Here is a 23,134-nt window from a genome sequence, read left to right as displayed (position 1 = left end):
CGTGGGAGAGTAGGTCGCCGCCTTCCTTGAAAACCCTTCATTATATAATGAAGGGTTTTTTTTATACCCTATAAAATCAAAAAAAATATCGTTGTGGTTGAGTACTCTGATTTTCAATCTTTTTCAAGTAATATAAGAAGAAGAAGATTCTCTAATCTTTAAAGATGTTTTTAATTCTAATGTTTTGGAGAATGTTTTTATAGCGTTATCCGTTAACTCTTGTATTAAGTACTGAACAGCATACTTACCAATTTTATAACCTGGTTGTTCTACAGATGATAAATTGGGTTCTATAATAGTTGCATTTTTAGAATTACTAAAACCTATTACAGCTACTGTATCAGGAATATTGATATTGTGCTTTTTTAAACTTTTAATTACACCAATTGCGGCATTATCAGTAACGGCAAAAACCGCGTCAAATTCTAATCCTTTTTCCAAAGCTTTTTCTGTAGCTATTTTTCCTTCTGCGATACAAACATTCTGGCATTGGATAATTAGTTCTTCTCTTACTATAATATCGTTTGATTGTAAAGCACTTTTGTAGCCTTTTAATCTTTTTTTTGCATTAAAAGAATGGTCAGGCCCATTAATATACAATATGTTTTTCTTTCCTTGTTGTATAAGATGTTCTACGGCTTTTTTTGCTCCTATCTCATCATCAACAATGATTTTAGTACAAGGTACTTTATCAGATACTTTATCATACAAAACAATTGGGCAATGTTCCATGGCCTCAAGTACATGATCAATATTTTTTGTAAAATTGGTTAGGGAAAGAAGAATACCGTCAACACCAGATTTAATCATGCTAATTATAATATCTTTTTCGAGTTCATAACTATGACCAGATTCTGAAATGACAAGTTGGTATCCTTTTTCTCTTGACTCTTGGATCATACCATTGATTATCCTAGAACTATAATCTAATTGTAAATTAGGAATAACTACACCAATAGTTTTGCTACTGCTATTTCTTAAGTTTCGGGCAATACTATTGGGGACATAATTTAGTTCTTTAGCAAGTAATTGCACTCTTTGTTTCGTTTTAATACTAATGTCACTATGATCTTTTAGGGCTCTAGAGACGGTTGAAATAGATAGATTCAACGCTTTTGATAAATCTTTTAAAGTAATATGTCTTTTAATCATTTTTTTTAAATCCGCAAACGTTTTCGCAAACGTTTGCGTAGTTTTTTTGTTAAAAAATTGATGTAATCTTAGAGTTGGGGTTGTAGTTTTATTAAAATATTATTAAAACGCAACGCTAATATAACAGACAAGTTTATGAAAAAACTAATTCTAAGTATGTTTTTTATGTTTTCTTTAATTTTTGTTCACGCGCAAACAGAGATCAATGGGAATATTAAAGATCAAGCAGGAAATTTAATTCCTGGGGCTAATATTTTGTTGAAAGGAACATCGTTAGGGGCCACCAGTGATTTTGATGGAAATTTCACATTAACTACAGATTTTATTGGGAGTTATACGATTTCGATTTCGTATGTTGGATATGAAACATTTACAAAAGAACTTTTATTAGAAGGAACACCTATTAGCTTAGATGTTTCCTTATCAGAAGGAGGAGAAGCACTTGATGAAATTTTATTAACGGCTACATCAACTACAAGATCGCAGAAAGAAAGTGCTTTGTCAATAACAGCATTAAATGCACAACAATTATCAAAAGTAAATACGAGTAGCCAGGCAGATATATTGAGAAGTGTACCTGGAATTACTGCAGAAGGTGGTGGTGGAGAAGTAGCGTCTAATATATTTGTAAGAGGGTTGCCTTCTGGAGGCCAATTTCAGTTTAATCCTTTACAGATTGATGGAATGCCTGTATTAAGTACATTTGGATTAAATTCTTCTGCTCACGATGTCTATTTTAGGAATGATATAGGATTTAGTAATTTAGAATTTGTACGAGGGGGAGCTTCAATTTTGTACGGTGTGGGTTCTGTAGCAGGTATTATTAATTATACGAGTAGAACAGGAACAGTAACACCTAAAACGACTATTCGCACAGAAGTGGCTTCAAACTCTAGGTACAAAGCAGATTTTGCAACCAGTGGCCCTTTGGGCGGAGAAAATTCTAATACGTTTTATGCACTTTCGGGGTTTTATAGATATGATGATGGTCCATTAAAAACGGGTTTACCTACAGAAGGGTTTCAATTACGTGGAAATATCAAAAAAGTATTAAATAATGGATCAATTACAATTTCTGGTCAATTAATAGATGATCAGGTACAGTTCTTTTTACCATTACCACTAGAAGGAGGGAGTAGGGATCGTGCTACTGGAAATGATGGAGACGATATTTTTACTTTACAGACTTCGGATGCTAGTGATATATCATATGCTACTCCCGATGGTATTTATAATTCCCCAATAGAGGATGGTGTGTCTACTGTTGGAGGGTATCTTAATGTAAATTTTAAACAGAATTTTGACACTTTTAAATTAGATGCAAAACTTAGATATTCAAAATACAAACATCAATTTAATCTCTTTTTGGATGGTAGTGGAGTTGGAGGAGCGAGACCTGTGGAGACACAGCAACAATATTTGGATGCTCGTGGTTTAGGAGCCGAAACTTTTACATATCTAAATGGAGAACCAGTTGCTGCAAATTCATTGTTATTCGAAAATAGGATACTAGATAGAAGTAGACCACTTAAAGAATTAGTAGCAGATATAAAGCTAACAAAAACAATTGATGCACATAATATCACGCTAGGTACATTTCTTTCTAGATCCGAAGGTGGAGATTTTAACGTGATTACAAGATATTTGGGTGAGTTTAATAATCGACCAAGATTGATTAACGTGTCTAATCATACTGTAAATGGTGTCTCTTATAGAGGTCTTAGTTATCAAAACCGAAATATATCAAGTAATAAAATCGCTGTGTTTTTAACAGATGAAATTCAATTAGAACGATGGAATTTTGATATAGGAGTGCGGGTAGAGAGAGCTTCTGGCGATATTGAAACAGAAGGGACATCTTCTTTTATAGTTGATAATACCGGTATAGCAGGATTAGATGAAGTTACCTGGGGAAATGGTAGTTTTACTAGAGGGCATGTATCTGCAACAGATTTTGCAGTTGCTTTAGCTGCATTATATAAGCTTAATGATGATATGAGTGTGTATGGAAACTTTTCTAGAGGATATTTCTTTCCAGAATTAAGAGGAACACAGTTTGATGGTAATGGAAATCCATCTTCATATGAAGCAGAGAATATATTACAAGGTGAGTTAGGTGTTAAGTATGGAGTAAGTAACTTTTCTGGAACATTCGCTGCTTATGGAACAACACTAAGTGACAGAAGAACAATAAGTTTTGTAAACGCACCTGGAGGCGGATTTACTGAAGAAGTAGACGTACAAAACACTAGAACTATCGGTATAGAAGGAACAGGAAATTGGAAGTTTTATGAAAACTTTAATCTAAATGGATCCCTAACATATCAAGCACATGAGATCACAAAATCTGAAAATGATCCAAGCATAGAAGGTAATGATCTAAGAAGACAACCAAATTTCTTATTTAATGTAGGAGTACAATATGATAATAGTAAGTTTGATAGTAGTCTACGATATAATTATACTGGTGATAAATTTGCTAATCAGACGAATACTATTGAATTAGATGGTTTTGGGATTGCAAATTTTGATGCGGGATATACTTTTGATCTTGCAGATAATGGTGAAACATTACGATTAGGAACTCAAGTATTTAACCTGTTTAATTCTGCAGGAATTACTGAGGGATCACCAAGATTAGGAGACGGTCAGACCGAAGCAGATTATTTTGTAGGAAGACCTGTTTTACCAATACGATTATTTTTTAATGCTACATTTAATTTCTGATGTTTTTTATAAATATTTAATTGTTAATGATTGTTTTTAGAAACGTAAAGCATTGATGATGTTTTATTAAGTCATCAGTGCTTTTTTTATTTTGAATATGGAAAAGAATAAAATAATAGAAGAAGCAAAAGAAATTTTAATTAAAAATTTTCAAAAAGAAGGGTTTACAATCCCTTGTGAAGGTTTATATCCTTTTCAATGGAAATGGGACTCAGGATTTATAGCGCTGGGGTATGCCTATTTTGATATTCCTAAAGCTAAAAAGGAAATTGAAACCTTGTTAGATGCTCAGTGGAATAATGGTTTTATACCCCATATTGTTTTTCATACGGATAGCGATACCTATTTTCCTGGACCTGATTTTCATCAATCGGAGTTACATCCCCAATCTTCTAAGAAATGGCGTTCTACAGGTATGACGCAACCACCGATTACAGGATTCATTTTAGAAGAAATATATAGAGTGGTAGAAGATAAAGCAGATATGTTATCTTTTATTAAAAAGTGCATAGATAAAGTATATAGAAATCATCAATATTTCTATGAACAGAGAGATCCAAAGAATGAAGGGTTGGTATACATATATCATAATTGGGAGTCTGGAACGGATAACTCACCCATTTGGGATGATATTTGGGATACTATGAATCCTCCAGAATACGAATTTGAAAGGAGAGATACTACACATGTAGATGCATCACAACGCCCCTCAAAAAGAGAATATGATCATTATCTTCATATTATTGAAATCGCTAAGAGTCATAATTATGATGATAAAGAAATTGCGGAAAAATCCCCATTTTTAATACAAGATCCTTTGTTTAATGCAATGTTGATTAAATCCAACGAATCTCTGATCAATTTGTATGGACTAATAGGTGATCGTAGTAAAATTGCACAATTAAAAAAATGGCAAGAAAAAAGTATACAAAGGTATAATGAAAAACTCTTTAGCGAAAAATTAAATGCATATGTGCATTATGATTTAAGAAACGATAAGCAAATAGCATATGTTTCGTCTTCTTCATTTTCGCCATTATTTGCAGGAATACCTGATAAAAAGAGGGCGGAAATTTTAGTTAAGACAATGCAAGAACGTTTTGGAGGAGATGATAAATACTTATGCGCATCTTTTGATCCTACTAATGAACGTTTTAATCCAAAAAAATATTGGCGAGGTCCCGTTTGGATTAACCTCAATTGGATGTTGTATTATGGATTAAAAGAATATGGTTATAAAGAACTATCAGAGCAGGTTAAAAATGATTCTATAGAATTAATTAGTAAGGCAGGTTTTTATGAATATTTTGATTCAAGAAAGGAGATATATGTTGATAAAAATAAAGGTGGATATGGAGGTAATAACTTTTCTTGGAGCGCAGCATTGATAATAGATTTGCTCCATAATTAATTCATGATGATTTTTTATAATTCAATTGATCTTTTAGTATGATGAGTAAACAAAGCATAGGATTTAATTTTTCTGAGGACTATATTTTGGAAGATGATGTAATAAAGTTAATGCCTCTTAGGATAGAGCATATAAAACAATTAGTAAAGATTTCCGATGATCCGTATATATGGTTGTATTTTTTTGAAAAGGGAAATGATTTAGAAAGCCTAACTACATATGTGGAATCAGCAATCCAAAATCGAAATTATGAAAAGGAATATCCTCTTATAGTTTTTGATAAAAGAAAAAATAGCTATGCCGGAACCACTCGATTTTATGAATTTTCATCAGTTTTTAACTCGATAAAATTAGGGCATACTTGGCTTGGGAAAAATTATAGAGGTACTGGTTTGAACAAGCATTGTAAATATCTATTATTCCAATTTGCATTCGAAAAGATGGAGTTTGAAACAATAGGTTTTGGAGCGTATGCTGGAAATGTCATTAGTATTGCTGCAATGGAAAGCGTTGGATGTAAAAAGGAAGGAGTATTGAGAGAATTTTTCCCTTCGTTGGATAATAAAGGAAGAACAGACGCCATTTTATTCAGTATTCTTAAAAAAGAATGGGATGCTGAAGTGAAATCTCAATTAAAAAATAAGTTGAATAACTCCAAAAACAATTATTAGTTACCAATATATTATATAGGACATATGAATTATATAGATTATATTATTATCGTATTATATCTCATTGGATTTTTGGGAATTGGTTATTTTTTTAAGGAAAATACAACCTCTAAGGATTATTTTTTAGGAGGAAATCAAATGAAATGGTTTCCACTTAGTTTATCTACTATGGCAACTCAGTTATCTGCCATAAGTTTTATCTCAGCTCCAGCTTTTGTTGGGTTAAAAGAAGGAGGAGGATTGCAATGGCTTACTTATGAACTAGGAGTGCCATTAGCGATGGCTTTTATACTGATAGCTATTATTCCTTCATTATATAAATCAGGAATTATTAGCGTGTATGAGTTTTTAGAAGAAAGATTTGATGCATCTTCTAGATTATTAATAAGTTTTGTTTTTCAGATCAGTAGATCGGTTGCTACAGGAGTTATGGTATATACAATGTCTTTGATCTTACAGGCAACAATAGGTGTTGATTTTTGGGTTTCGGTATTGATTATCGGAGTTATTACCTTAATTTATTCTTATCAAGGAGGAATGAAGGCTGTAATTTGGGGGGATGTCATACAGATGATTATTTTATTTCTAGGTATTATTATTTGCTTGGTTTATGGTATTAGTGAATTAGGGGGAATAGACAATTTTTTGACTAATGTTGATAAAAGTAGATTGACTGCTGTGGATTTTTCTAAATGGGGATTTAATAATTCAGACAAACAAGATGAATTTGGTTTTTGGCCCATGGTGATAGGAGGCTTCTTTTTATATGCATCCTATTATGGAACAGATCAAACACAGTCTCAGCGATTATTATCTGCTAATAATATGTCCACTATCAAAAAATTATTGCTAGCCAATGGTTTATTTAGGTTTCCTATAACTTTAACTTACTGCGTTATGGGATTAGTTCTAGGAACCTTACTAATGACCGATGTAGATTTTATGCAGGCTATGAATACAGTATATCAATCTAATTTTGATTCTTTAGAAGGCAAGAAGGCCGATTTGATGGTCCCCGTATTTATTATCCATTATCTCCCAAACGGAATTATAGGGATTTTGATTATTGCCATTATGTCTGCGGCAATGTCTACACTAAGTTCTACTGTAAATTCATTATCCGCAGTAACCATGGAAGATTTTGTAAAGAGATATAAAACAGATCTTTCTAGTAAGGATTATGTGAAATATTCTAGAGTACTTTCAATTTTTTGGGGTGTCGTTTGTTTATTCTTTGCTTTTTTTGCCGGAAATATAGAAGGAACCGTAATCGAGGTGATTAATAAAATAAGCTCTGTTTTTTATGGGCCTATTTTGGCAGTATTCATATTGGCAATCCTCACCAAAAGAACAAACGCATTTGGAGCAAATATCGGAATTGTATCCGGGGTGCTATGTAATATATACTTATGGTTATTTGTGCCAGAAATATTTTGGTTCTGGTGGAACGCCATTGGGTGTTTGGTAACAATAATAATTGGCTATGGAGCCAGTATGATTATGGCTGGTAAAAAGGAGATTACATTAGAAACAGTTTTTTATAAAGGAAAAAAAGAGGTAGCGCTATTGATCAGCTATTTTATATTGATAGTAATTATTGCTTGGCTATTGCCAAAAGCGTTTTAAATAATTTATAGAAGAATGAAATTTGTAATAGCCCCCGATAAGTTTAAAGGATCTCTGGATGGTTTTCAATTTTGTGATGCGGTAGAAGAGGGATTACTCGCTGTAATGCCAGATGCAAAAATTGTTAAGCTTCCATTAGCCGATGGAGGCGATGGAACAATGGAGGTGATAAGATATTATCTAAAAGGCGATAAAATTATAGTACCAGTAAAGGATCCTCTTTTTCGAGAAATTAAAGCAAATTATTTGTTTGATAGGATAACCAAGACCGCTTATATAGAAATGGCTGAAGCATCTGGTTTGAAATTATTAGAAAAGGTGGATCAAAATTGTATGAATACCTCTACATATGGAACAGGAGAGTTAATATTAGATGCAATAAGTAAAGGCGCAACAACTATTATTCTAGGTATTGGAGGAAGTAGTACCAATGATTGTGGTATTGGCATGGCAAGTGCTTTGGGATATCGTTTTTTAGATAGTAATGGAGAAGGTGTAATTCCTGTAGGGAAAAATTTGTCTTCTATAGCCACGATTATGGCTGATAACGTGCATCCTAATCTATTAGATGTCAACTTTAAAATTGCATGTGATGTGAATAATCCATTATATGGAGCTAATGGAGCAGCAAAAATATATGCAAAACAAAAAGGGGCCTCCGATACAGAAGTAGAATATCTAGATAGAGGATTAATACATATGGCAGAATTGCTAACAGTTCAGTTTGGTGTGGATTTACAAAAAGAAAAAGGAGCAGGAGCTGCTGGAGGTATGGGAGCTGCCGCACTTACTTTCCTAAAAGCCGAATTAACTCCAGGGATAGAATTGGTGAAAGAAATAGCACAACTAGACACACAGTTACAAGATGCAGATTGGATTATTACAGGAGAGGGTAAATTAGACGAACAAACTATTTCTGGTAAGACAATAAAGGGAGTGATAAAAAGTGGGAAAAATGCTAATGTGACTGTAGCTGCATTTTGTGGTGTAGTAGATATTTCTTTGAAATCCCTTGAGACATTGCAGATTAGTTATGTGTGTTCAATCCTAAAAGAAATTGTAACATTAGACGAAGCAATAGCAAATAGTTATTATAATCTAAAATTTGCGACCCTCAATTTTGCTAAACTATTAAAAGTTAATAAATGAAAAATATAGGATTTCTCAGATTTGATCCTTTGTTTTATAACAAAATTTGGGGAGGTAATAGATTAAAAACAGTTTTAGGCAAAAGCTGCACTGATGATCATATTGGCGAAAGCTGGGAAATATCTGGTGTAGCTAATAAAGAAACTATAGTCTCAACAGGTAAACATAAAGGGAAAACAATTAATGAGCTAATACAAGAATTTGGTGCAGATTTGGTTGGAGTAGATTGTTATTACCGATTTAGAAATAAATTCCCTTTATTGATTAAGTTCATAGATACAGCTGCTCCTCTGTCAATACAAGTACACCCGGATGATGTCTTGGCAAAAGAACGACATGGAAGTTTTGGGAAAAATGAGATGTGGTATATTTTAGATGCTGATAAAGATTCAGAATTAGTACTGGGTTTTAAAAGTGAATTAAATAAAAAAACTTTTTTGAAAAGCATTATTGCTTCGGAAATCCTATCTCAAATGAATTTCGAAAAAGTAACTACAGGAGATGTTTTTAATATTCCTGCAGGAAGAATACATGCGATCGGAAAAGGAATTCTATTAGTAGAAATTCAGCAAACTTCAGATATAACTTACAGGGTGTATGATTATGATCGGATTGATCAAAAAACAAATAAAAAAAGAGAATTGCATATTGACCAATCAATAGATGCTATAGACTTTAAACCGATAGATACATATAAAACTGAATATGATAAAAATGAGAATAAAATTAATTCATTAGTATCAACTCCTTTTTTTGTTACAAGATATATAGAACTCACAAAAACAATGAAGTTGAAGCAGGAGAAAAATATTTTTAGAATTTTTATTTGTCTAGAAGGTAAAGGAACAATATCCTCTATTGATGAACAAATGACTATCAAAAGAGGACAAACTATTTTTGTTCCAGCGAACCTTATAGATATTACGATTGATCCTTTAGAGAAAGCTAAATTTCTAGAAGTATCCGTGTAACTAAAAAAAAGCTCAAATTGCTATTGCGATTTGGGCTTTTAAATAGAGAATATTTAACTAATTAATCTCTAAGAATACTTCTGGAAATTACAATTTTCTGTATTTCACTAGTACCTTCATATATTTGAGTAATTTTTGCATCTCTCATTAATCGTTCTACATGGTATTCTTTTACAAATCCATTACCCCCGTGAACCTGAACTGCTTCAATAGTTACATCCATTGCTGCTTGAGATGCAGCTAATTTAGCCATAGCTCCTGATAGGTCATAATTCTCGTGGTTATCTTTGTCCATTGCAGCTTTATATACTAACATTCTTGCAGCTTCAATTTGTACGTGCATATCCGCAAGCTTAAATGCAATAGCCTGGTGATTCATGATTTCTGTACCAAATGCTTTACGAACTTTAGAATACTCCTTCGCTAGTTCGTAGGCTCCTTCAGCAATACCTAATGCTTGTGCAGCAATACCGATACGACCACCAGCTAATGTTTTCATAGCAAATTTGAATCCGAATCCATCGTCTCCAATTCGATTTTCTTTAGGAACTTTTACGTCATTAAAAATAAGAGAGTGTGTGTCACTACCTCTAATTCCTAATTTATCTTCTTTTGGGCCAATCTCGAAACCTTCCCATCCTTTTTCTACTATAAAAGCATTGATTCCCTTATGTTTCTTTTCTCTATCCGTTTGCGCAATAACTAAATGATAGTCAGCAGTCCCTCCATTAGTTATCCAATTTTTAGTTCCATTAAGGATATAATGATCACCTTTGTCAATTGCAGTAGTTCTTTGTGAAGTAGCATCGCTACCAGCTTCAGGTTCAGATAGGCAAAATGCTCCAATAGATTCTCCTGTAGTCAGTTTGTTTAGGTATTTTTCTTTTTGTTCTGGAGTTCCATAGGTGTCAAGGCCCCAACATACCAAAGAATTATTTACAGATACAATTACTGAACAAGAGGCATCTATTTTAGATAATTCTTCCATTACTAGGACGTATGATAAAGTGTCCATGCCGCCACCTCCGTACTCAGGAGAAGCCATCATTCCTAAAAATCCAAGTTCTCCCATTTTTTTCACCTGTTCAGTAGGGAATTCTTGTTTATTATCTCGTTCGATTACTCCTGGTAATAATTCAGCTTTTGCAAAATCACGAGCAGCATCGCGTATCATTAATTGTTCTTCGGATAGTTTAAAGTCCATATTTGATCCTAATTTACTGTGCGTGCATAACACGCGAATTCAACTTTTTTATGAAAATAAGTCGAGATAAACTCGATATTTTTATTAATCCTACAAATATAAGTTATAATAAGATAGTTTTGATGTTTTTTTCGTTTTTTGATATATTCTTTTGTCAGACTAATTTTCTTAGATTTTGAAATTTTGGATGAACTAATTTTTGATATATTTTCTTTGGTTAAGAAAGAAAATATTTTTTGAATTATTATTATTTTAATTTGAGCTTTGCCCTATTTAGTTTTTTATATTTGTGAAGTTTCTTATTGGAGATTATTTTCAATTTATTAAAGAACATTTTTTATGAGACAACACTAACTCCGTAATGGAGGAATATTTAATTAGAAATTTAGATAAGGCAGTGTCTTGAGACAAAAATGTATATAAATTGAAGTTTTATAAAATGAAAGAATTATTAAAAAAATACGAAAATAAAGCCCCAGAAATAGTTTTTAACTGGAAAGATTCTGAAACTGAAGCAGAAGGTTGGACAGTTATTAATTCATTAAGAGGAGGAGCTGCAGGTGGTGGTACGCGAATGCGTTTAGGTTTGGATATGAATGAAGTCCTCTCTTTAGCAAAAACAATGGAAGTGAAGTTCACGGTTTCCGGGCCAAATATTGGTGGGGCGAAATCAGGAATTAATTTCGATCCTAACGACCCAAGAAAAAAAGGGGTGTTAGAAAGATGGTATAAAGCAGTTTCGCCATTACTAAAAAGCTATTACGGAACAGGTGGAGATTTAAATGTTGATGAAATTCATGAAGTAATTCCGATAACAGAGAACTGTGGAGTTTGGCATCCTCAAGAAGGTGTTTTTAATGGTCATTTTCAACCTACAGAAGCAGATAAAATTAATAGAATAGGACAGTTGCGTCAGGGAGTGATAAAAGTTCTAGAAAACACTACGTTTTCGCCAGACGCATCAAGAAAATATACCGTAGCCGATATGATTACTGGGTATGGGGTTGCTGAGGCGGTGAGACACTATTATGACATCTATGGTGGAACTGTCAAGGATAAAAAAGCTATAGTTCAAGGGTTTGGTAATGTAGGATCTGCTGCTGCTTATTATCTCTCTGAAATGGGAGCAAAAGTTGTAGGAATTATTGATCACGCCGGTGGATTGATAAATGAAGAGGGTTTTTCCTTTGAAGAAATTAAAGAACTATATCTGAACAAAAAAGGGAACAAGTTATATAGTGAAATGCTGATTCCTTTTGAGGAACTAAATGATAAGATTTGGTCACTTCAGACAGAGATATTTGCGCCTTGTGCAGCGTCTAGATTAATAACTAAAAATCAGATTACCCAGATGATAAACTCAGGATTAGAAGTTATTTCTTGCGGGGCTAATGTTCCTTTTGCAGATAAAGAAATATTTTTCGGTTCTATTATGGAGTATACAGACGAGCAAGTAAGTTTAATTCCTGATTTTATTTCTAACTGCGGAATGGCCAGAGTATTTGCATATTTTATGGAGAGGAGAGTATTAATGACTGATGAAGCAATTTTTAATGACACTTCTCAAACTATTAAGAGTGCAATACAAAAGATTTTTGATAAGGATAATTCTAAAACAAATATAAGCAGAACAGCGTTTGAAATAGCATTCAAGCAATTGATTTAATTATAACACAAATAATAATATATACTATGTTGAAATATTTTTTAGGCAATAGCCCAAAATGGTTTAAAATGACAATGATTGTATTTCTCATTTTTAATGTATTTTCAGTTTATGCATTAGGGCCAATGATAACCGCTTGGTTATTTATTGCAGAGTTTATTTTTACATTAGCAATGGCGCTAAAATGTTATCCATTACAGTCTGGTGGATTGTTAGCGATTGAGGCTTTGGCACTAGGGTTAACACATCCAATGTATAAAACAGATCATGGGAAAGTACTGTATGATGAGTTTGGGAAAGGTATTCCTGGAGGAGTATTTCATGAAATAGATCAGAATTTAGAAGTAGTATTGCTTTTAGTGTTTATGGTAGCCGGGATTTATTTTATGAAACCTCTACTAATGTATATTTTTAGTAAGGCATTTACCAAAATAAAATCCAAATTAGTACTTTCTTTATTATTTACTTTCTTGGCTGCAGTGTTATCTGCATTTTTAGATGCGTTAACAGTTACTGCTGTATTAATTAGTGTTACCGTTGGTTTTTATGGAGTATATCACAAGATCCATTCAATGCCTGCCTCTGATTTTGATCAGGATGGGACATTAGATAGAAAAGAGTTGAGTGGAGATACACTGGAGCAGTTTAGAAGTTTTTTAAGAAGTCTAGTAATGCACGGTGTAGTAGGTACTGCTCTTGGTGGAGTATGTACCCTAGTAGGAGAGCCACAAAATTTGCTTATCGGAGAAAGAATGGGATGGGATTTTATAGAATTCTTTTTACAAATGGCACCTATTTCTATACCAGTTTTAATAGCAGGATTGATAACCACGGCAGTTTTAGAAATGACCGGAACGTTTGGTTTTGGGGCAAAACTACCAGAAGTAGCAAGAAGAATTATAGAGAATTATACGGATGAGGAAGATGCTAATCGATCTGATAAATCTAAGTATGGACTTATAGTTCAAGCAGTAGCAGCATTACTTTTAATAACAGGTTTGGCATTACATATTGCTCCAGTAGGAATAATAGGGTTGGGAATTATTATTTTTCAAACTGCTTTTATGGGAATTACAGAGGAGCATCAATTAGGAAAGTCTTTTGAAGAAGCATTACCTTTTACTGGTTTGTTGGTGGTTTTCTTTGTTATAGTAGCGATGATTCATGATCAGCACCTATTTACACCGATAATTAATTGGGCTTTAGAATTTGATCCAGCACAGCAACCTTCTATATTTTATGTTGCTAATGGAGTGCTATCTATGATAAGTGATAATGTATTTGTGGCTACAGTGTATATTGGAGAAGTAAAACAAGCATTTGATAATGGAGCAATAACTAGGGAGCAGTTTGAGAAACTAGCGATAGCTATAAATACGGGTACAAATTTGCCTAGTGTTGCAACACCTAATGGTCAAGCAGCGTTCTTATTCTTACTAACTTCTTCTTTAGCACCGTTAATTGGATTGTCTTATGGAAGAATGGTAAAAATGGCATTGCCTTATACTATTGTGCTTGGTGGAGTAGGTTTGTTAGGAATAATTTATATATTATAAGCACAATTAAGAATATACTTAACCTATAGAATTAACGTTACTATACTAACACTAAATTAACAAGAAGACATATGACCCATTTATTAATGCTTGGTATGTTAGCCCAAAATACCAAAGAAATTGATCCAGAAGCAGAAGAGAAAACATTATCAATTATTGATTTATTGCTTAGCGGAGGAGCCGCTGGGGTAACTATTATTGCAATCCTTTTTGTATTGTTGTTTGTTGCAGTCTATATTTATTTTGAAAGAGTTTTTGCTATAAAGGCAGCATCTAAATATGATGAAAGTTTTATGCATCAGATCAAAGATAATGTGGCTAGTGGTAAAATTGAGGCGGCTAAAATCTTATGTGCACAAACTAATAATCCTGTTTCTAGGTTAACAGAAAAAGGAATTTCTAGAATTGGCAATCCTTTGGAAGATATAAATACAGCTATACAAAATGCAGGTCGATTAGAAGTTTATAAATTAGAAAAGAATGTGAGTATTCTTGCTACTGTTGCTGGTGCAGCCCCTATGATTGGTTTTCTAGGAACAGTAATAGGTATGATTTTAGCATTCCATAATTTAGCATCCAGTTCAGGAAGTGCTGATATGGGTTCGCTTGCTGAAGGTATTTATACAGCGATGACAACCACAGTTGCAGGACTTGTCGTAGGTATTATAGCATATATTGGATATAATCATCTAGTAGTTAGAACTGATAAAGTAGTGCACCAGATGGAAGCTACAGCTGTAGATTTTCTAGACCTGTTAAACGAACCTGCTTAATATGAATTTAAGAGGAAGAAATAAAGTAAGTCCAGAATTTAGTATGTCTTCTATGACAGACATTGTGTTTTTGTTGCTGGTGTTTTTTTTATTAACATCGCCAACAATAACTCCGGAAGCATTAGATTTGATATTGCCTAAAGCAAAGGGAAAAAGCTCTAACGTGCAGAATATCTCTGTAAGTATTACGAACAAATTGCAGTATTATGTAGATAATGAGCGAATAAGTCAAAGTAAATTAGAGTCTACGCTACTGTCTAAATTATCAGGTCAAAATGAACCTACGATTATTCTTAGAGCAGAAGAGGGAGTTCCAATAGAGAAAGCCGTAGGTGTAATGGATATAGCTAATAGAAATAGGTTTAAAGTAATCCTGGCAGTAAAACCAGAATAATTAATGTTGAAGTTAGATACAAAACATAAAAAGAAATCTTTTATAATCACGACAATATTACACGTGGCTATTATTTTTCTATTATTTTATTTGGGATTGAGTGCTTTGGATCCTACTCCAGAAGGTGGGATTGCGGTTAATTTTGGAACCACACTTACAGGATCAGGCGATGTGCAGCCTAAAGAAGCTATTCAATCATCACCTAAACAAACTACTCCAGAACCAACTCCGGTTACACCGGAACCAGAGCCAGAAACTCCTGAAATTACAGAAGAAGTAGTTACGCAAGATACAGAGGATGCTCCAGTAGTAGAGGAGAAGCCAAAAAAGGAACCTAAAAAGAAGGTTGAGAAACCAAAAGAAAAACCAAAAGATCAGCCGGTAGAGCAAAAACCAGTAGAGAAGCCTAAAGAAAAACCAGTTGAGAAAGTTGAAGAAAAGAAACCAGACCCCAAACCTGATAAGTCAACACTAGATATACTAGATAGTTTCTCTAATGGTCCTAAAAGTGATGGAAAAGCAAAAGGCGGAGAAGGAGATGACGGTAAACCTGGGGATAAAGGAAATCCAAACGGAGACCCTTATGCGACTAGTTATTATGGACAACCAGGTCCTGGAGGGACTGGTGGAGTTGGTTATGGACTTAATGGACGAGGTCGCCCTACCAATTCTGCAGTTGAGCAAGAATGTAATGAAGCAGGTCGAGTAGTAGTTAAAATTGTGGTAAACAGGGGAGGTAGAGTTATTCAGGCGACTCCGGGTGTTAAAGGAACGACTAATAGTGCGAGATGTCTTTTAGACCCCGCTAAAAAAACGGCGCTTACATTTAGGTGGAAAGCAGATCAGAAAGCTCCCGCAAAACAAATCGGCTTTGTGGAAGTAACTTTTGGGTTAGGAGAATAGTCACAAATATTCAATACTATAATTACACTTCTAAGGATTTTTCCTAAGTAAGATTTAGTACCTTTAATTGATTTTAAACAATAGAAAAAGTAACTTCATGTATTTTTAAGATTCAGTTGCGTTTTTTTAAGTTAAATAAATAGACAATTATCGACTATCAAGAAACTTTAGATTGGATGTTTGCACAGTTACCAATGTATCAGCGTCAAGGTGCAAGCGCTTATAAAATTGATTTAACAAACACGCTTAAGCTCGCCTCGTATCTTGATAATCCTCAGTCTAGGTTTAAAAGTATTCATGTTGCAGGAACTAATGGTAAAGGATCTACTAGTCATATGCTTGCGTCAATTCTACAAGAATCAGGATATAAAGTAGGTTTATATACTTCTCCTCATCTTAAAGATTTTAGAGAACGAATCCGTATTAATGGAGAGGTCATTAGTGAAGAGTATATTGTGAATTTCATTACTTCTCACAAACAATATTTTGAAGTGAATCAACTTTCTTTTTTTGAGATGACTGTAGGATTAGCATTTCAATATTTCGCGGACTCAGAAGTGGATATAGTATTAGTCGAAGTAGGCTTGGGAGGAAGATTAGATTCTACCAACATTATAATACCCGAAATATCTATTATCACCAATATTGGATTGGATCATACTCAGTTTTTAGGAAATACCTTATCAAAAATAGCATCAGAAAAAGCTGGAATTATCAAAAAGAATGTTCCAGTTGTGATTGGTCGAACTACAGCTGAAACAAAGAAAGTTTTTATTAATAAAGCGTTATCGCTTCAAAGCAATATTTTTTTTGCATCTGATTATCTGGGAGATCTTTTTGAAACCGATCTAATGGGGGATTACCAAAAGGAGAATGTGAAAACGGTATTACAGACCGTCTCTATTTTACAAGAAAATGGTTGGGGTATTAGCAAACAAGACGTTCATATGGGGCTTAGTAACGTAATGAGTAATACAGGTTTGCTCGGTAGATGGCAAATTTTACAAGAAAACCCTAAGGTAATATGCGATACAGCACATAACGAAGATGGTTTACAATACGTTATGGAGCAATTGTCAAATGAAAAATATGATAAGCTCCATATTGTTATAGGTGTTGTGAATGATAAAGATTTACAAAACATATTGCCTTTATTTCCAGCTAATGCAGTATACTACTTTGTAAAACCCGAAATAGCAAGAGGATTAAACGAGGAAATATTAAAAAAAGAAGCGTTAAAATTTAATTTAATAGGAGAGAGTTATCCTTCAGTGAAATCAGCTTACGAGGCTGCTTTACAGATGGCTAGCAAAGATAGTTTAGTGTATGTAGGTGGTAGTACATTTGTAGTGGCAGAAATAATTTAATTTTTCTTTAAAAATCTTTTGGTAGACTGCAAAACTGTCTTATATTTGCATCCGCAATCAGGAATAATGATTGCGAAAACATAAAGGGCAATTAGCTCAGTTGGTTCAGAGCACCTCGTTTACACCGAGGGGGTCGGGGGTTCGAATCCCTCATTGCCCACTTAGATTAAAAAACCATTCATTTATTTGAATGGTTTTTTTTTGTTAAGTATATTTCTTGTTTAATTGTTGTTTCTGTTGTGTTTGAGATCAAGACCAATTGTGGATCAAGGATTAAGGGATCAAGACCAATTGTTGTGTTTATGCAAATATTCTGGTTAATCTAAAAAGGAAAAATTCTATATTTTTGACACCTCTGAACTGAGCTCTAAAAGCTTTTATCTTTGCATTAAAAGATTCATTATTCTGGTTGATAATCAGGGTGGCCAGTCTGCCATAAAGCAAAAGAAAGAATATTAGCAAATCTATTGAATTGTTTTAGTTTAGTATCATCAATTCCATGCCCTGTTTCTTTATCAATTAGTAATAAATTCGGGTTAGAAGATATATTTGCTTTTTGCATCCTTGCAGCAAATTTTACAGAGAACCATGCGGGTACTCTAGCATCATTTAGACCAGCAGTTAAAAGAGTAGAAGGATACTTAGTACCATCTTTTATGTGATGATACGCGTCTATTTCTAATAGGTCTTTAAACTCTTTGGGGTCACTTATTGTACCGAATTCTTTTATATTTAATGCTCCGTTTGCTCTCATTTCAGATCTTAACATATTTAAAGAACCAAATTCTACTATTGCCGCAGAAAATAAATCAGGTCTATCTGTAATTGCTCGTCCTATTAGTATTCCACCAGCACTTCCGCTCCATATGGCTAATTTATTTTTTGTAGTATAGTTTTTGTCTATAAGATACTCAGCACAGGCTATAAAGTCTTTCCATGTATTTGGTTTTTTTGATTTGTATCCTCCTTTATGCCATGAATCCCCTTTTTCTCCTCCTCCTCGAACATGGGCGATCGCATAAATACCACCTTCTAAGATCCATAATAATCTTCGCAGAGAAAATGCAGGTTTCATAGAAATTCCATATGCACCATACCCATCCATTAGCGTTGGCCTCGGCTTGATGTTTCCTTTTTTGATACCTTTTTTGTATAAAATAGAAAGAGGGATCATTTCGCCATCAGGAGCTTCTACTTCTATTTCTTCGATGATAATATTCTCCAATATTTTATCATTAATAGTGTTATTGAGGTTCTTATTCGAAAGCTTTTTGTTGTTGTACTCGTATCTTATGTTTTTAGCAGTCCAACCACTTGCATTGATCCATAATTCAGAATAATTTGGGCCTTTTGAGCTAATACTTATATTACCATAAGTTTGGGGAAGTTTTATTTCTTTTTGAGTTTTTCCATCAAGTTTATATAAGCTAGATTTCACACCATTCTTACTTGTAACAAAATATAGCCCATCTTTGGTGATATCAAAGTCGGTTATGATTGTTTCTGGATTTTCTTTTACTAGAACCTTAGGAGTGTCAAAGTTTGGTTCAAGGACTGAAGTTATACATATCTTATAATTGGGCGCATTTTTTGATGTCCTATATATAATAGAATCACCTTGTATACTAAAGCTTTTTATTTCATTTACTTTTTTGAAAAGTGGTTTCCAATCGTTGGTTTTTATTTCATTAATAGGAAGATAATAGGAATTGTAATAATTACCAGCCCCTGGGGTTTTTCCGATTAGATATTTACTATCTTGTCTTTCAATCACTGTGATTGGAATATCATCTTCATTTAAATTTGGATCGCTGTTTTTTGAAAATATTTCTTTTGCATCATTAGGATTGTCATTAACGATATGTAGAACAGATTTTGTGTTTTTTTGAAAATCTTTTGATTTTGTATCTGTTTTTCGATATTGAAGATAAATAAATCCTGTATTATCAGGTAACCATTCTACACCTCCTTTATTTGACGGCCAAACATTCTTGATAATTTCTGAATGTAATTTTTTTGAATTTACATCCAAAACTACCATCTCTGATACTTCCTGTCCGTTTTTTGTAATGCTGATTACAATTTTAGAACCGTCCCAGTTAGGTTGAATATAATTAATAACATGATCAATATGTGATTTTGATTTAAAGCTTTTAGGGTCATATAAAAGTTCTTCTGGGCTTGAAAACGTTTTTCTATAGTATAGTTTTGGAACATTTTCATTTGATTCTCTTTTTAGATAAAAATGGTTGTCATTTTCGATTATTTTAAGTTTTGATATAGAGAACTCATTTTTCTGGTCAAATTCTATTTGTTTGTCAATTAAATATTGTTTTTTTTGAATTTTATTTAGTAAACTAATAGAAATCTTATTTTGCTCTCCAATCCAGCTTTTAACTACGTCTGTATTGAGATCTTCAGCATATCTATATGGATCTTTAATTTTTTGATTGTGATATTCATCAATAACAATTTTTTCTGGTAGTAGTTTCATTTGATCTTGCGCTATAGTACATAGACATTGTATGGATAATATGCTTAGGAAAACAAATTTCATAGTCTTTGAATTTAGAGTTGTTTTTGACAATTGTAGATTAGACTTATTCTAAAAGGCTAATTACCGTTGTGTATAAAAACGACAAGGTAATTAGCTTAATTTTAGTTTCAGAGAAGTTTATATTTATCTCCCTTATAAAAATATTATTAACACACCATTGCATTTTCAGAAGGCCAACCATCTGTAGGGGAGTCGTCGTCGTCGTCTAGTTGCATACGTCCTCCTTTTATAGAACTATAGTTATTTAATTTAGCGATTTGTATTTTGTCTAATGATAATGTGATCTTTTTTTTGTTTAATTTTTTCATCGTTTTATATTTTATGATTTAATGATATTGCTAAAGTATAGGATAATCAAAAAAAAAAATGGTTTCGATGAGGTGGTTTTTGCTGTTTTCCTGAATGAGGATGTCTGTATTCAGGAAAACAGACTGTTATGTGTTTGAAAATCAATTTATTGAAGTTGTTGTTCTAATTTTTGATGTTTTACTTGTTTGTCAAGTTGTTTTAAGAAAAATGATGGGTAGATGCCTGTAATTTTGTAAAAAGATTTAGAAAAAGCTTCTGTAGTGTTAAATCCAATTTCGTTTGCAATGGCTTTAATGGTATATTTTCTGAATTTAGTATTTGTTTTTAATTCTTTTACCACATAATTTATTCTCAATTCATTTATGTAATTGCTAAAACTTTTATTTTTATAAAAATTGATTACCTTGGAAAGGTATTTTGAATTGGTTTTAAACTTTTTGGATACGATACTTACCGTAAGATCGTGGGTTAGGAAGTCTTTGTTTTTTTCAAATAGATCGAGATTCTTAAGTATATCGTTTACAATGATATCCGAAATTCCAATAGTATCTAATGATTCGGCAGGAGTATTATTAATGTTTTTTTGATTTTCTACAGGTGTTTTTTTGGTGTCCTTAGTACTGACATTGAGTAATTCTTGAAATCTTTTTTCGTAGATTTTTTTCTTTTTGATATTTCGTATCAAAACCAAAAATAATATCAATAAAAATAAGGAGAGAATAATTACCACAATAATTTTAAAAGTGTTTCTTTTTTGTAACGAATTAATGATAGTTTGTTTTTCTAATATTAAATTAGGTGTTGAATACTGACGGTTTATTTGTTTGGATATATATTTATAATTATTATCCATAATACTATCCACAGTGAGTAGGCGATCAATATAATATATTTGTTCCTTAGTGTTTTTTTGTTCTTTAAAATATCTAATAAGCAATTCATAAGTATCAGTCACAGATGGAAAAAAATATTTTTTAGAAAAAGCTATAGAATCAACACTTTTGAGATATGGAATCGCTTTGCTAAATTTGTTTTGAGCAAAGTATATTTTTCCTAAATAGAGATCGGATCTAATTAAGGTACCTTTTGATTGTGAGTGATTCTTACTTATTTTTTTAAGTTTGTATAGGCTATCTAAACTTGATTGATATTCTTTTTTTTGATAATGGATAACAGCAGAGCTTAGAAGAAGTGAGCCATATTGAATGCTATCTTTAGATTGTAAGCTTAGTTGTATTCCTTTTTTTGTATAATAGTAAGCGGAATCATATTTTTTATTTAAATTAAAGGTGTTACCATATGAAAATAGTGAGCGTATATATCGATTTTGAAAAGAAGGGTATTCTTTAGATTTTCCCTTGTAATATTTTGTGGTTGCTTTTAAAAGTTTTAGACTTTCCTCATATTCTCCCATTTCATTTTTGAGAATTGCAATGTAATATTTAGTCGAAAACTTCTGATCAATATTTTTATTTTCATTAGCATATTCATTTGCTTTAGTAAGTTGATCAATTGCTTTTTTATACTCACTTTTTATTCCAAATTTTTGTGCTTTTAATAAATGTGCTTTTGCAGGATATACAAAGTCATTTATATTTTTATTTATTTCAATAATAGTATCTAAGTACAATAGAGCTTTATCATGATGAGATGTTTTTGCAAGCATATAGTAGCCTTCTGATATATCACTAGTTTTTTTCTCTTTTTTTGCTTTTAGCAGAAAAGCCTTTGCATAAAAATGTGATATTACAGTATCCTTAATATTGTCTTGGTACATTTGAGAGAGTTCATCATACTCTTTTTTGATCATTGTATTTATGTCTACTAGGATACTCTCATTTTGAGAATACATATTATGAAGACCAAAAAGAGAAAGAATTATGACAAATATGATTTTGATTTTTTTCATCTTACGTGATACTAGTTTTTCATTATGTGTGAGTCGTGTTTTTTGTAAAGAAAATAAAAAACAATTGATTAATAAAAATATTGTTTAGCCCTAAATGGTTGGATTTTATAATGTTTCCTGTTGTTTTGTAGTTTTTTATCAAAATTTCATACACTTCATTAAAATATGAATAGTTGAAAAATAGGACTGTTTTTTTTGTTTACTTCCATATTTTTTAATTGATTAGCATTATTGTGATTGTTTTTTACAATACTCTCATTAGTAAAAAGAAACTCTTCTAATATAAATTTGGTGCTATTTTTTACAATTTTCAGCCATATCATAATAGATTCTTTATTCTCGAGATGTGTTACAAGAATTTTATCTTCATCTTTTAATGAAACGCATTTACATATTAGTAGATGTTCTCTACATTTTGTTACCTTTAAAAGGTGATTTTTTAAAAAAAAATCACGCCAATGTAATACAATTCTTCCCATTAAGTTTAGTCCTTGTATATCGAATAATAATTTATAGATAAGTAAAGATTTTAATCTATCATAATTATGCACATTTTTTAATTTAAGAGGTATAGTTTTATTAGATTTTAATGCGAAAAAGTTCATGTTAAACCAGTTTTGTCTACTAAGAACTTTTAATTTAAAGGCAGAAGGTTTTTCGAATTTTAGAATCTGATACTCAACAAAAACACCAAATCTGCTGGGGCTGGTAGATATTTTATAAAAGTATTTAAGGAATAAACATCGTATTAGATCTATTTTTTTTGAATTAGTTATTTCTTCTAAAAAC

General features: G+C 32.3%; 18 protein-coding genes and 1 tRNA gene. 13 read left to right on the top strand and 6 right to left on the bottom strand.

The window, feature by feature from the left end:
- Nucleotides 1-123 precede the first annotated feature (123 nt).
- Nucleotides 124-1,152 carry a LacI family DNA-binding transcriptional regulator gene (locus Q0921_RS15060; RefSeq protein WP_299258222.1) on the bottom strand — a complete coding sequence of 343 codons (1,029 nt, stop codon included), beginning with the start codon at nucleotides 1,150-1,152 and terminating at the stop codon, nucleotides 124-126.
- Between the two features lie 135 nt (nucleotides 1,153-1,287).
- Between Q0921_RS15060 and Q0921_RS15055 the strand changes: the two genes are divergently transcribed.
- The 6 genes from Q0921_RS15055 to Q0921_RS15030 all read left to right on the top strand — a co-directional run bounded on the left by Q0921_RS15055 (nucleotide 1,288) and on the right by Q0921_RS15030 (nucleotide 9,707).
- Nucleotides 1,288-3,879 carry a TonB-dependent receptor gene (locus Q0921_RS15055; protein ID WP_299258220.1) on the top strand — a complete coding sequence of 864 codons (2,592 nt, stop codon included), beginning with the start codon at nucleotides 1,288-1,290 and terminating at the stop codon, nucleotides 3,877-3,879.
- Nucleotides 3,880-3,976: 97 nt separating this feature from the next.
- The gene (locus tag Q0921_RS15050; RefSeq protein WP_299258218.1) at nucleotides 3,977-5,290 is read left to right on the top strand and encodes a trehalase family glycosidase; all 1,314 of its coding nucleotides are present in this window, start codon (nucleotides 3,977-3,979) and stop codon (nucleotides 5,288-5,290) included.
- A 41-nt stretch (nucleotides 5,291-5,331) separates the two neighbouring features.
- A complete protein-coding gene (locus tag Q0921_RS15045; protein WP_299258217.1) occupies nucleotides 5,332-5,961 on the top strand; it encodes a GNAT family protein in 630 nt (209 codons plus the stop codon).
- 24 nt (nucleotides 5,962-5,985) lie between these two features.
- Entirely contained in the window at nucleotides 5,986-7,587 is a 1,602-nt protein-coding gene (locus Q0921_RS15040; RefSeq protein WP_299258215.1) for a sodium:solute symporter, read from the top strand.
- A 15-nt stretch (nucleotides 7,588-7,602) separates the two neighbouring features.
- Nucleotides 7,603-8,736, top strand: coding sequence for a glycerate kinase (locus tag Q0921_RS15035; RefSeq protein WP_299258213.1), 1,134 nt, complete (start codon nucleotides 7,603-7,605; stop codon nucleotides 8,734-8,736).
- Nucleotides 8,733-9,707, top strand: a complete 975-nt coding sequence (locus Q0921_RS15030; protein WP_299258212.1) for a type I phosphomannose isomerase catalytic subunit — start codon at nucleotides 8,733-8,735, stop codon at nucleotides 9,705-9,707. The genes Q0921_RS15035 and Q0921_RS15030 overlap by 4 nt, the downstream gene beginning before the upstream one ends.
- 61 nt (nucleotides 9,708-9,768) lie before the next feature.
- Here the strand turns inward: Q0921_RS15030 and Q0921_RS15025 are convergent, their stop codons facing one another.
- Nucleotides 9,769-10,911 carry an acyl-CoA dehydrogenase gene (locus tag Q0921_RS15025; protein ID WP_299258211.1) on the bottom strand — a complete coding sequence of 381 codons (1,143 nt, stop codon included), beginning with the start codon at nucleotides 10,909-10,911 and terminating at the stop codon, nucleotides 9,769-9,771.
- 439 nt (nucleotides 10,912-11,350) lie between these two features.
- Between Q0921_RS15025 and Q0921_RS15020 the strand changes: the two genes are divergently transcribed.
- The 7 genes from Q0921_RS15020 (at nucleotide 11,351) to Q0921_RS14990 (ending at nucleotide 17,730) form a co-directional block, all read left to right on the top strand.
- Entirely contained in the window at nucleotides 11,351-12,577 is a 1,227-nt protein-coding gene (locus tag Q0921_RS15020) for a Glu/Leu/Phe/Val dehydrogenase dimerization domain-containing protein (RefSeq protein WP_299258210.1), read from the top strand.
- 26 nt (nucleotides 12,578-12,603) lie between these two features.
- Nucleotides 12,604-14,133: a sodium/proton antiporter NhaB gene (nhaB, locus tag Q0921_RS15015; RefSeq protein WP_299258209.1), complete on the top strand. Its 1,530-nt coding sequence runs from the start codon at nucleotides 12,604-12,606 to the stop codon at nucleotides 14,131-14,133.
- A gap of 86 nt (nucleotides 14,134-14,219) precedes the next feature.
- The gene (locus tag Q0921_RS15010) at nucleotides 14,220-14,906 is read left to right on the top strand and encodes a MotA/TolQ/ExbB proton channel family protein (protein WP_299258238.1); all 687 of its coding nucleotides are present in this window, start codon (nucleotides 14,220-14,222) and stop codon (nucleotides 14,904-14,906) included.
- A 1-nt stretch (nucleotide 14,907) separates the two neighbouring features.
- The gene (locus Q0921_RS15005; RefSeq protein WP_299258208.1) at nucleotides 14,908-15,300 is read left to right on the top strand and encodes a biopolymer transporter ExbD; all 393 of its coding nucleotides are present in this window, start codon (nucleotides 14,908-14,910) and stop codon (nucleotides 15,298-15,300) included.
- 3 nt (nucleotides 15,301-15,303) lie between these two features.
- On the top strand, nucleotides 15,304-16,203 hold the full coding sequence (locus Q0921_RS15000) for an energy transducer TonB (protein ID WP_299258207.1): 900 nt from the start codon (nucleotides 15,304-15,306) through the stop codon (nucleotides 16,201-16,203).
- A 149-nt stretch (nucleotides 16,204-16,352) separates the two neighbouring features.
- Nucleotides 16,353-17,570 carry a folylpolyglutamate synthase/dihydrofolate synthase family protein gene (locus Q0921_RS14995; RefSeq protein ID WP_299258236.1) on the top strand — a complete coding sequence of 406 codons (1,218 nt, stop codon included), beginning with the start codon at nucleotides 16,353-16,355 and terminating at the stop codon, nucleotides 17,568-17,570.
- An 85-nt stretch (nucleotides 17,571-17,655) separates the two neighbouring features.
- A tRNA-Val gene (locus tag Q0921_RS14990) sits at nucleotides 17,656-17,730 on the top strand.
- A 240-nt stretch (nucleotides 17,731-17,970) separates the two neighbouring features.
- Here the strand turns inward: Q0921_RS14990 and Q0921_RS14985 are convergent.
- The 4 genes from Q0921_RS14985 to Q0921_RS14970 form a co-directional block, all read right to left on the bottom strand.
- On the bottom strand, nucleotides 17,971-20,127 hold the full coding sequence (locus tag Q0921_RS14985) for a prolyl oligopeptidase family serine peptidase (protein WP_299258205.1): 2,157 nt from the start codon (nucleotides 20,125-20,127) through the stop codon (nucleotides 17,971-17,973).
- Nucleotides 20,128-20,273: 146 nt separating this feature from the next.
- Nucleotides 20,274-20,435 (bottom strand): hypothetical protein, encoded by a 162-nt coding sequence (locus Q0921_RS14980; protein ID WP_299258203.1) that lies wholly within the window; start codon nucleotides 20,433-20,435, stop codon nucleotides 20,274-20,276.
- Between the two features lie 146 nt (nucleotides 20,436-20,581).
- Entirely contained in the window at nucleotides 20,582-22,345 is a 1,764-nt protein-coding gene (locus Q0921_RS14975; protein ID WP_299258201.1) for a helix-turn-helix domain-containing protein, read from the bottom strand.
- A 158-nt stretch (nucleotides 22,346-22,503) separates the two neighbouring features.
- Complete coding sequence (locus Q0921_RS14970) at nucleotides 22,504-22,950, bottom strand: hypothetical protein (RefSeq protein WP_299258199.1); 447 nt, start codon at nucleotides 22,948-22,950, stop codon at nucleotides 22,504-22,506.
- Nucleotides 22,951-23,134 lie beyond the last annotated feature (184 nt).

It is taken from the genome of uncultured Aquimarina sp. (genome assembly GCF_947496855.1).
Lineage (GTDB): Bacteria > Bacteroidota > Bacteroidia > Flavobacteriales > Flavobacteriaceae > Aquimarina.
This window is presented reverse-complemented; position numbering and strand designations above follow the sequence as displayed.

Coding starts and splice junctions, on each gene's coding strand:
- Q0921_RS15005 (WP_299258208.1), top strand. CDS start 14,908: ATGAATTTAAGAGGAAGAAATAAAGTAAGTCCAGAATTTAGTATGTCT.
- Q0921_RS14970 (WP_299258199.1), bottom strand. CDS start 22,950: ATGAACTTTTTCGCATTAAAATCTAATAAAACTATACCTCTTAAATTA.
- Q0921_RS15025 (WP_299258211.1), bottom strand. CDS start 10,911: ATGGACTTTAAACTATCCGAAGAACAATTAATGATACGCGATGCTGCT.
- Q0921_RS15030 (WP_299258212.1), top strand. CDS start 8,733: ATGAAAAATATAGGATTTCTCAGATTTGATCCTTTGTTTTATAACAAA.
- Q0921_RS15060 (WP_299258222.1), bottom strand. CDS start 1,152: ATGATTAAAAGACATATTACTTTAAAAGATTTATCAAAAGCGTTGAAT.
- Q0921_RS14985 (WP_299258205.1), bottom strand. CDS start 20,127: ATGAAATTTGTTTTCCTAAGCATATTATCCATACAATGTCTATGTACT.
- Q0921_RS15035 (WP_299258213.1), top strand. CDS start 7,603: ATGAAATTTGTAATAGCCCCCGATAAGTTTAAAGGATCTCTGGATGGT.
- Q0921_RS15055 (WP_299258220.1), top strand. CDS start 1,288: ATGAAAAAACTAATTCTAAGTATGTTTTTTATGTTTTCTTTAATTTTT.
- Q0921_RS15020 (WP_299258210.1), top strand. CDS start 11,351: ATGAAAGAATTATTAAAAAAATACGAAAATAAAGCCCCAGAAATAGTT.
- Q0921_RS14980 (WP_299258203.1), bottom strand. CDS start 20,435: ATGAAAAAATTAAACAAAAAAAAGATCACATTATCATTAGACAAAATA.
- nhaB (WP_299258209.1), top strand. CDS start 12,604: ATGTTGAAATATTTTTTAGGCAATAGCCCAAAATGGTTTAAAATGACA.
- Q0921_RS15040 (WP_299258215.1), top strand. CDS start 5,986: ATGAATTATATAGATTATATTATTATCGTATTATATCTCATTGGATTT.
- Q0921_RS15045 (WP_299258217.1), top strand. CDS start 5,332: ATGAGTAAACAAAGCATAGGATTTAATTTTTCTGAGGACTATATTTTG.
- Q0921_RS14975 (WP_299258201.1), bottom strand. CDS start 22,345: ATGAAAAAAATCAAAATCATATTTGTCATAATTCTTTCTCTTTTTGGT.
- Q0921_RS15010 (WP_299258238.1), top strand. CDS start 14,220: ATGCTTGGTATGTTAGCCCAAAATACCAAAGAAATTGATCCAGAAGCA.
- Q0921_RS15050 (WP_299258218.1), top strand. CDS start 3,977: ATGGAAAAGAATAAAATAATAGAAGAAGCAAAAGAAATTTTAATTAAA.
- Q0921_RS15000 (WP_299258207.1), top strand. CDS start 15,304: ATGTTGAAGTTAGATACAAAACATAAAAAGAAATCTTTTATAATCACG.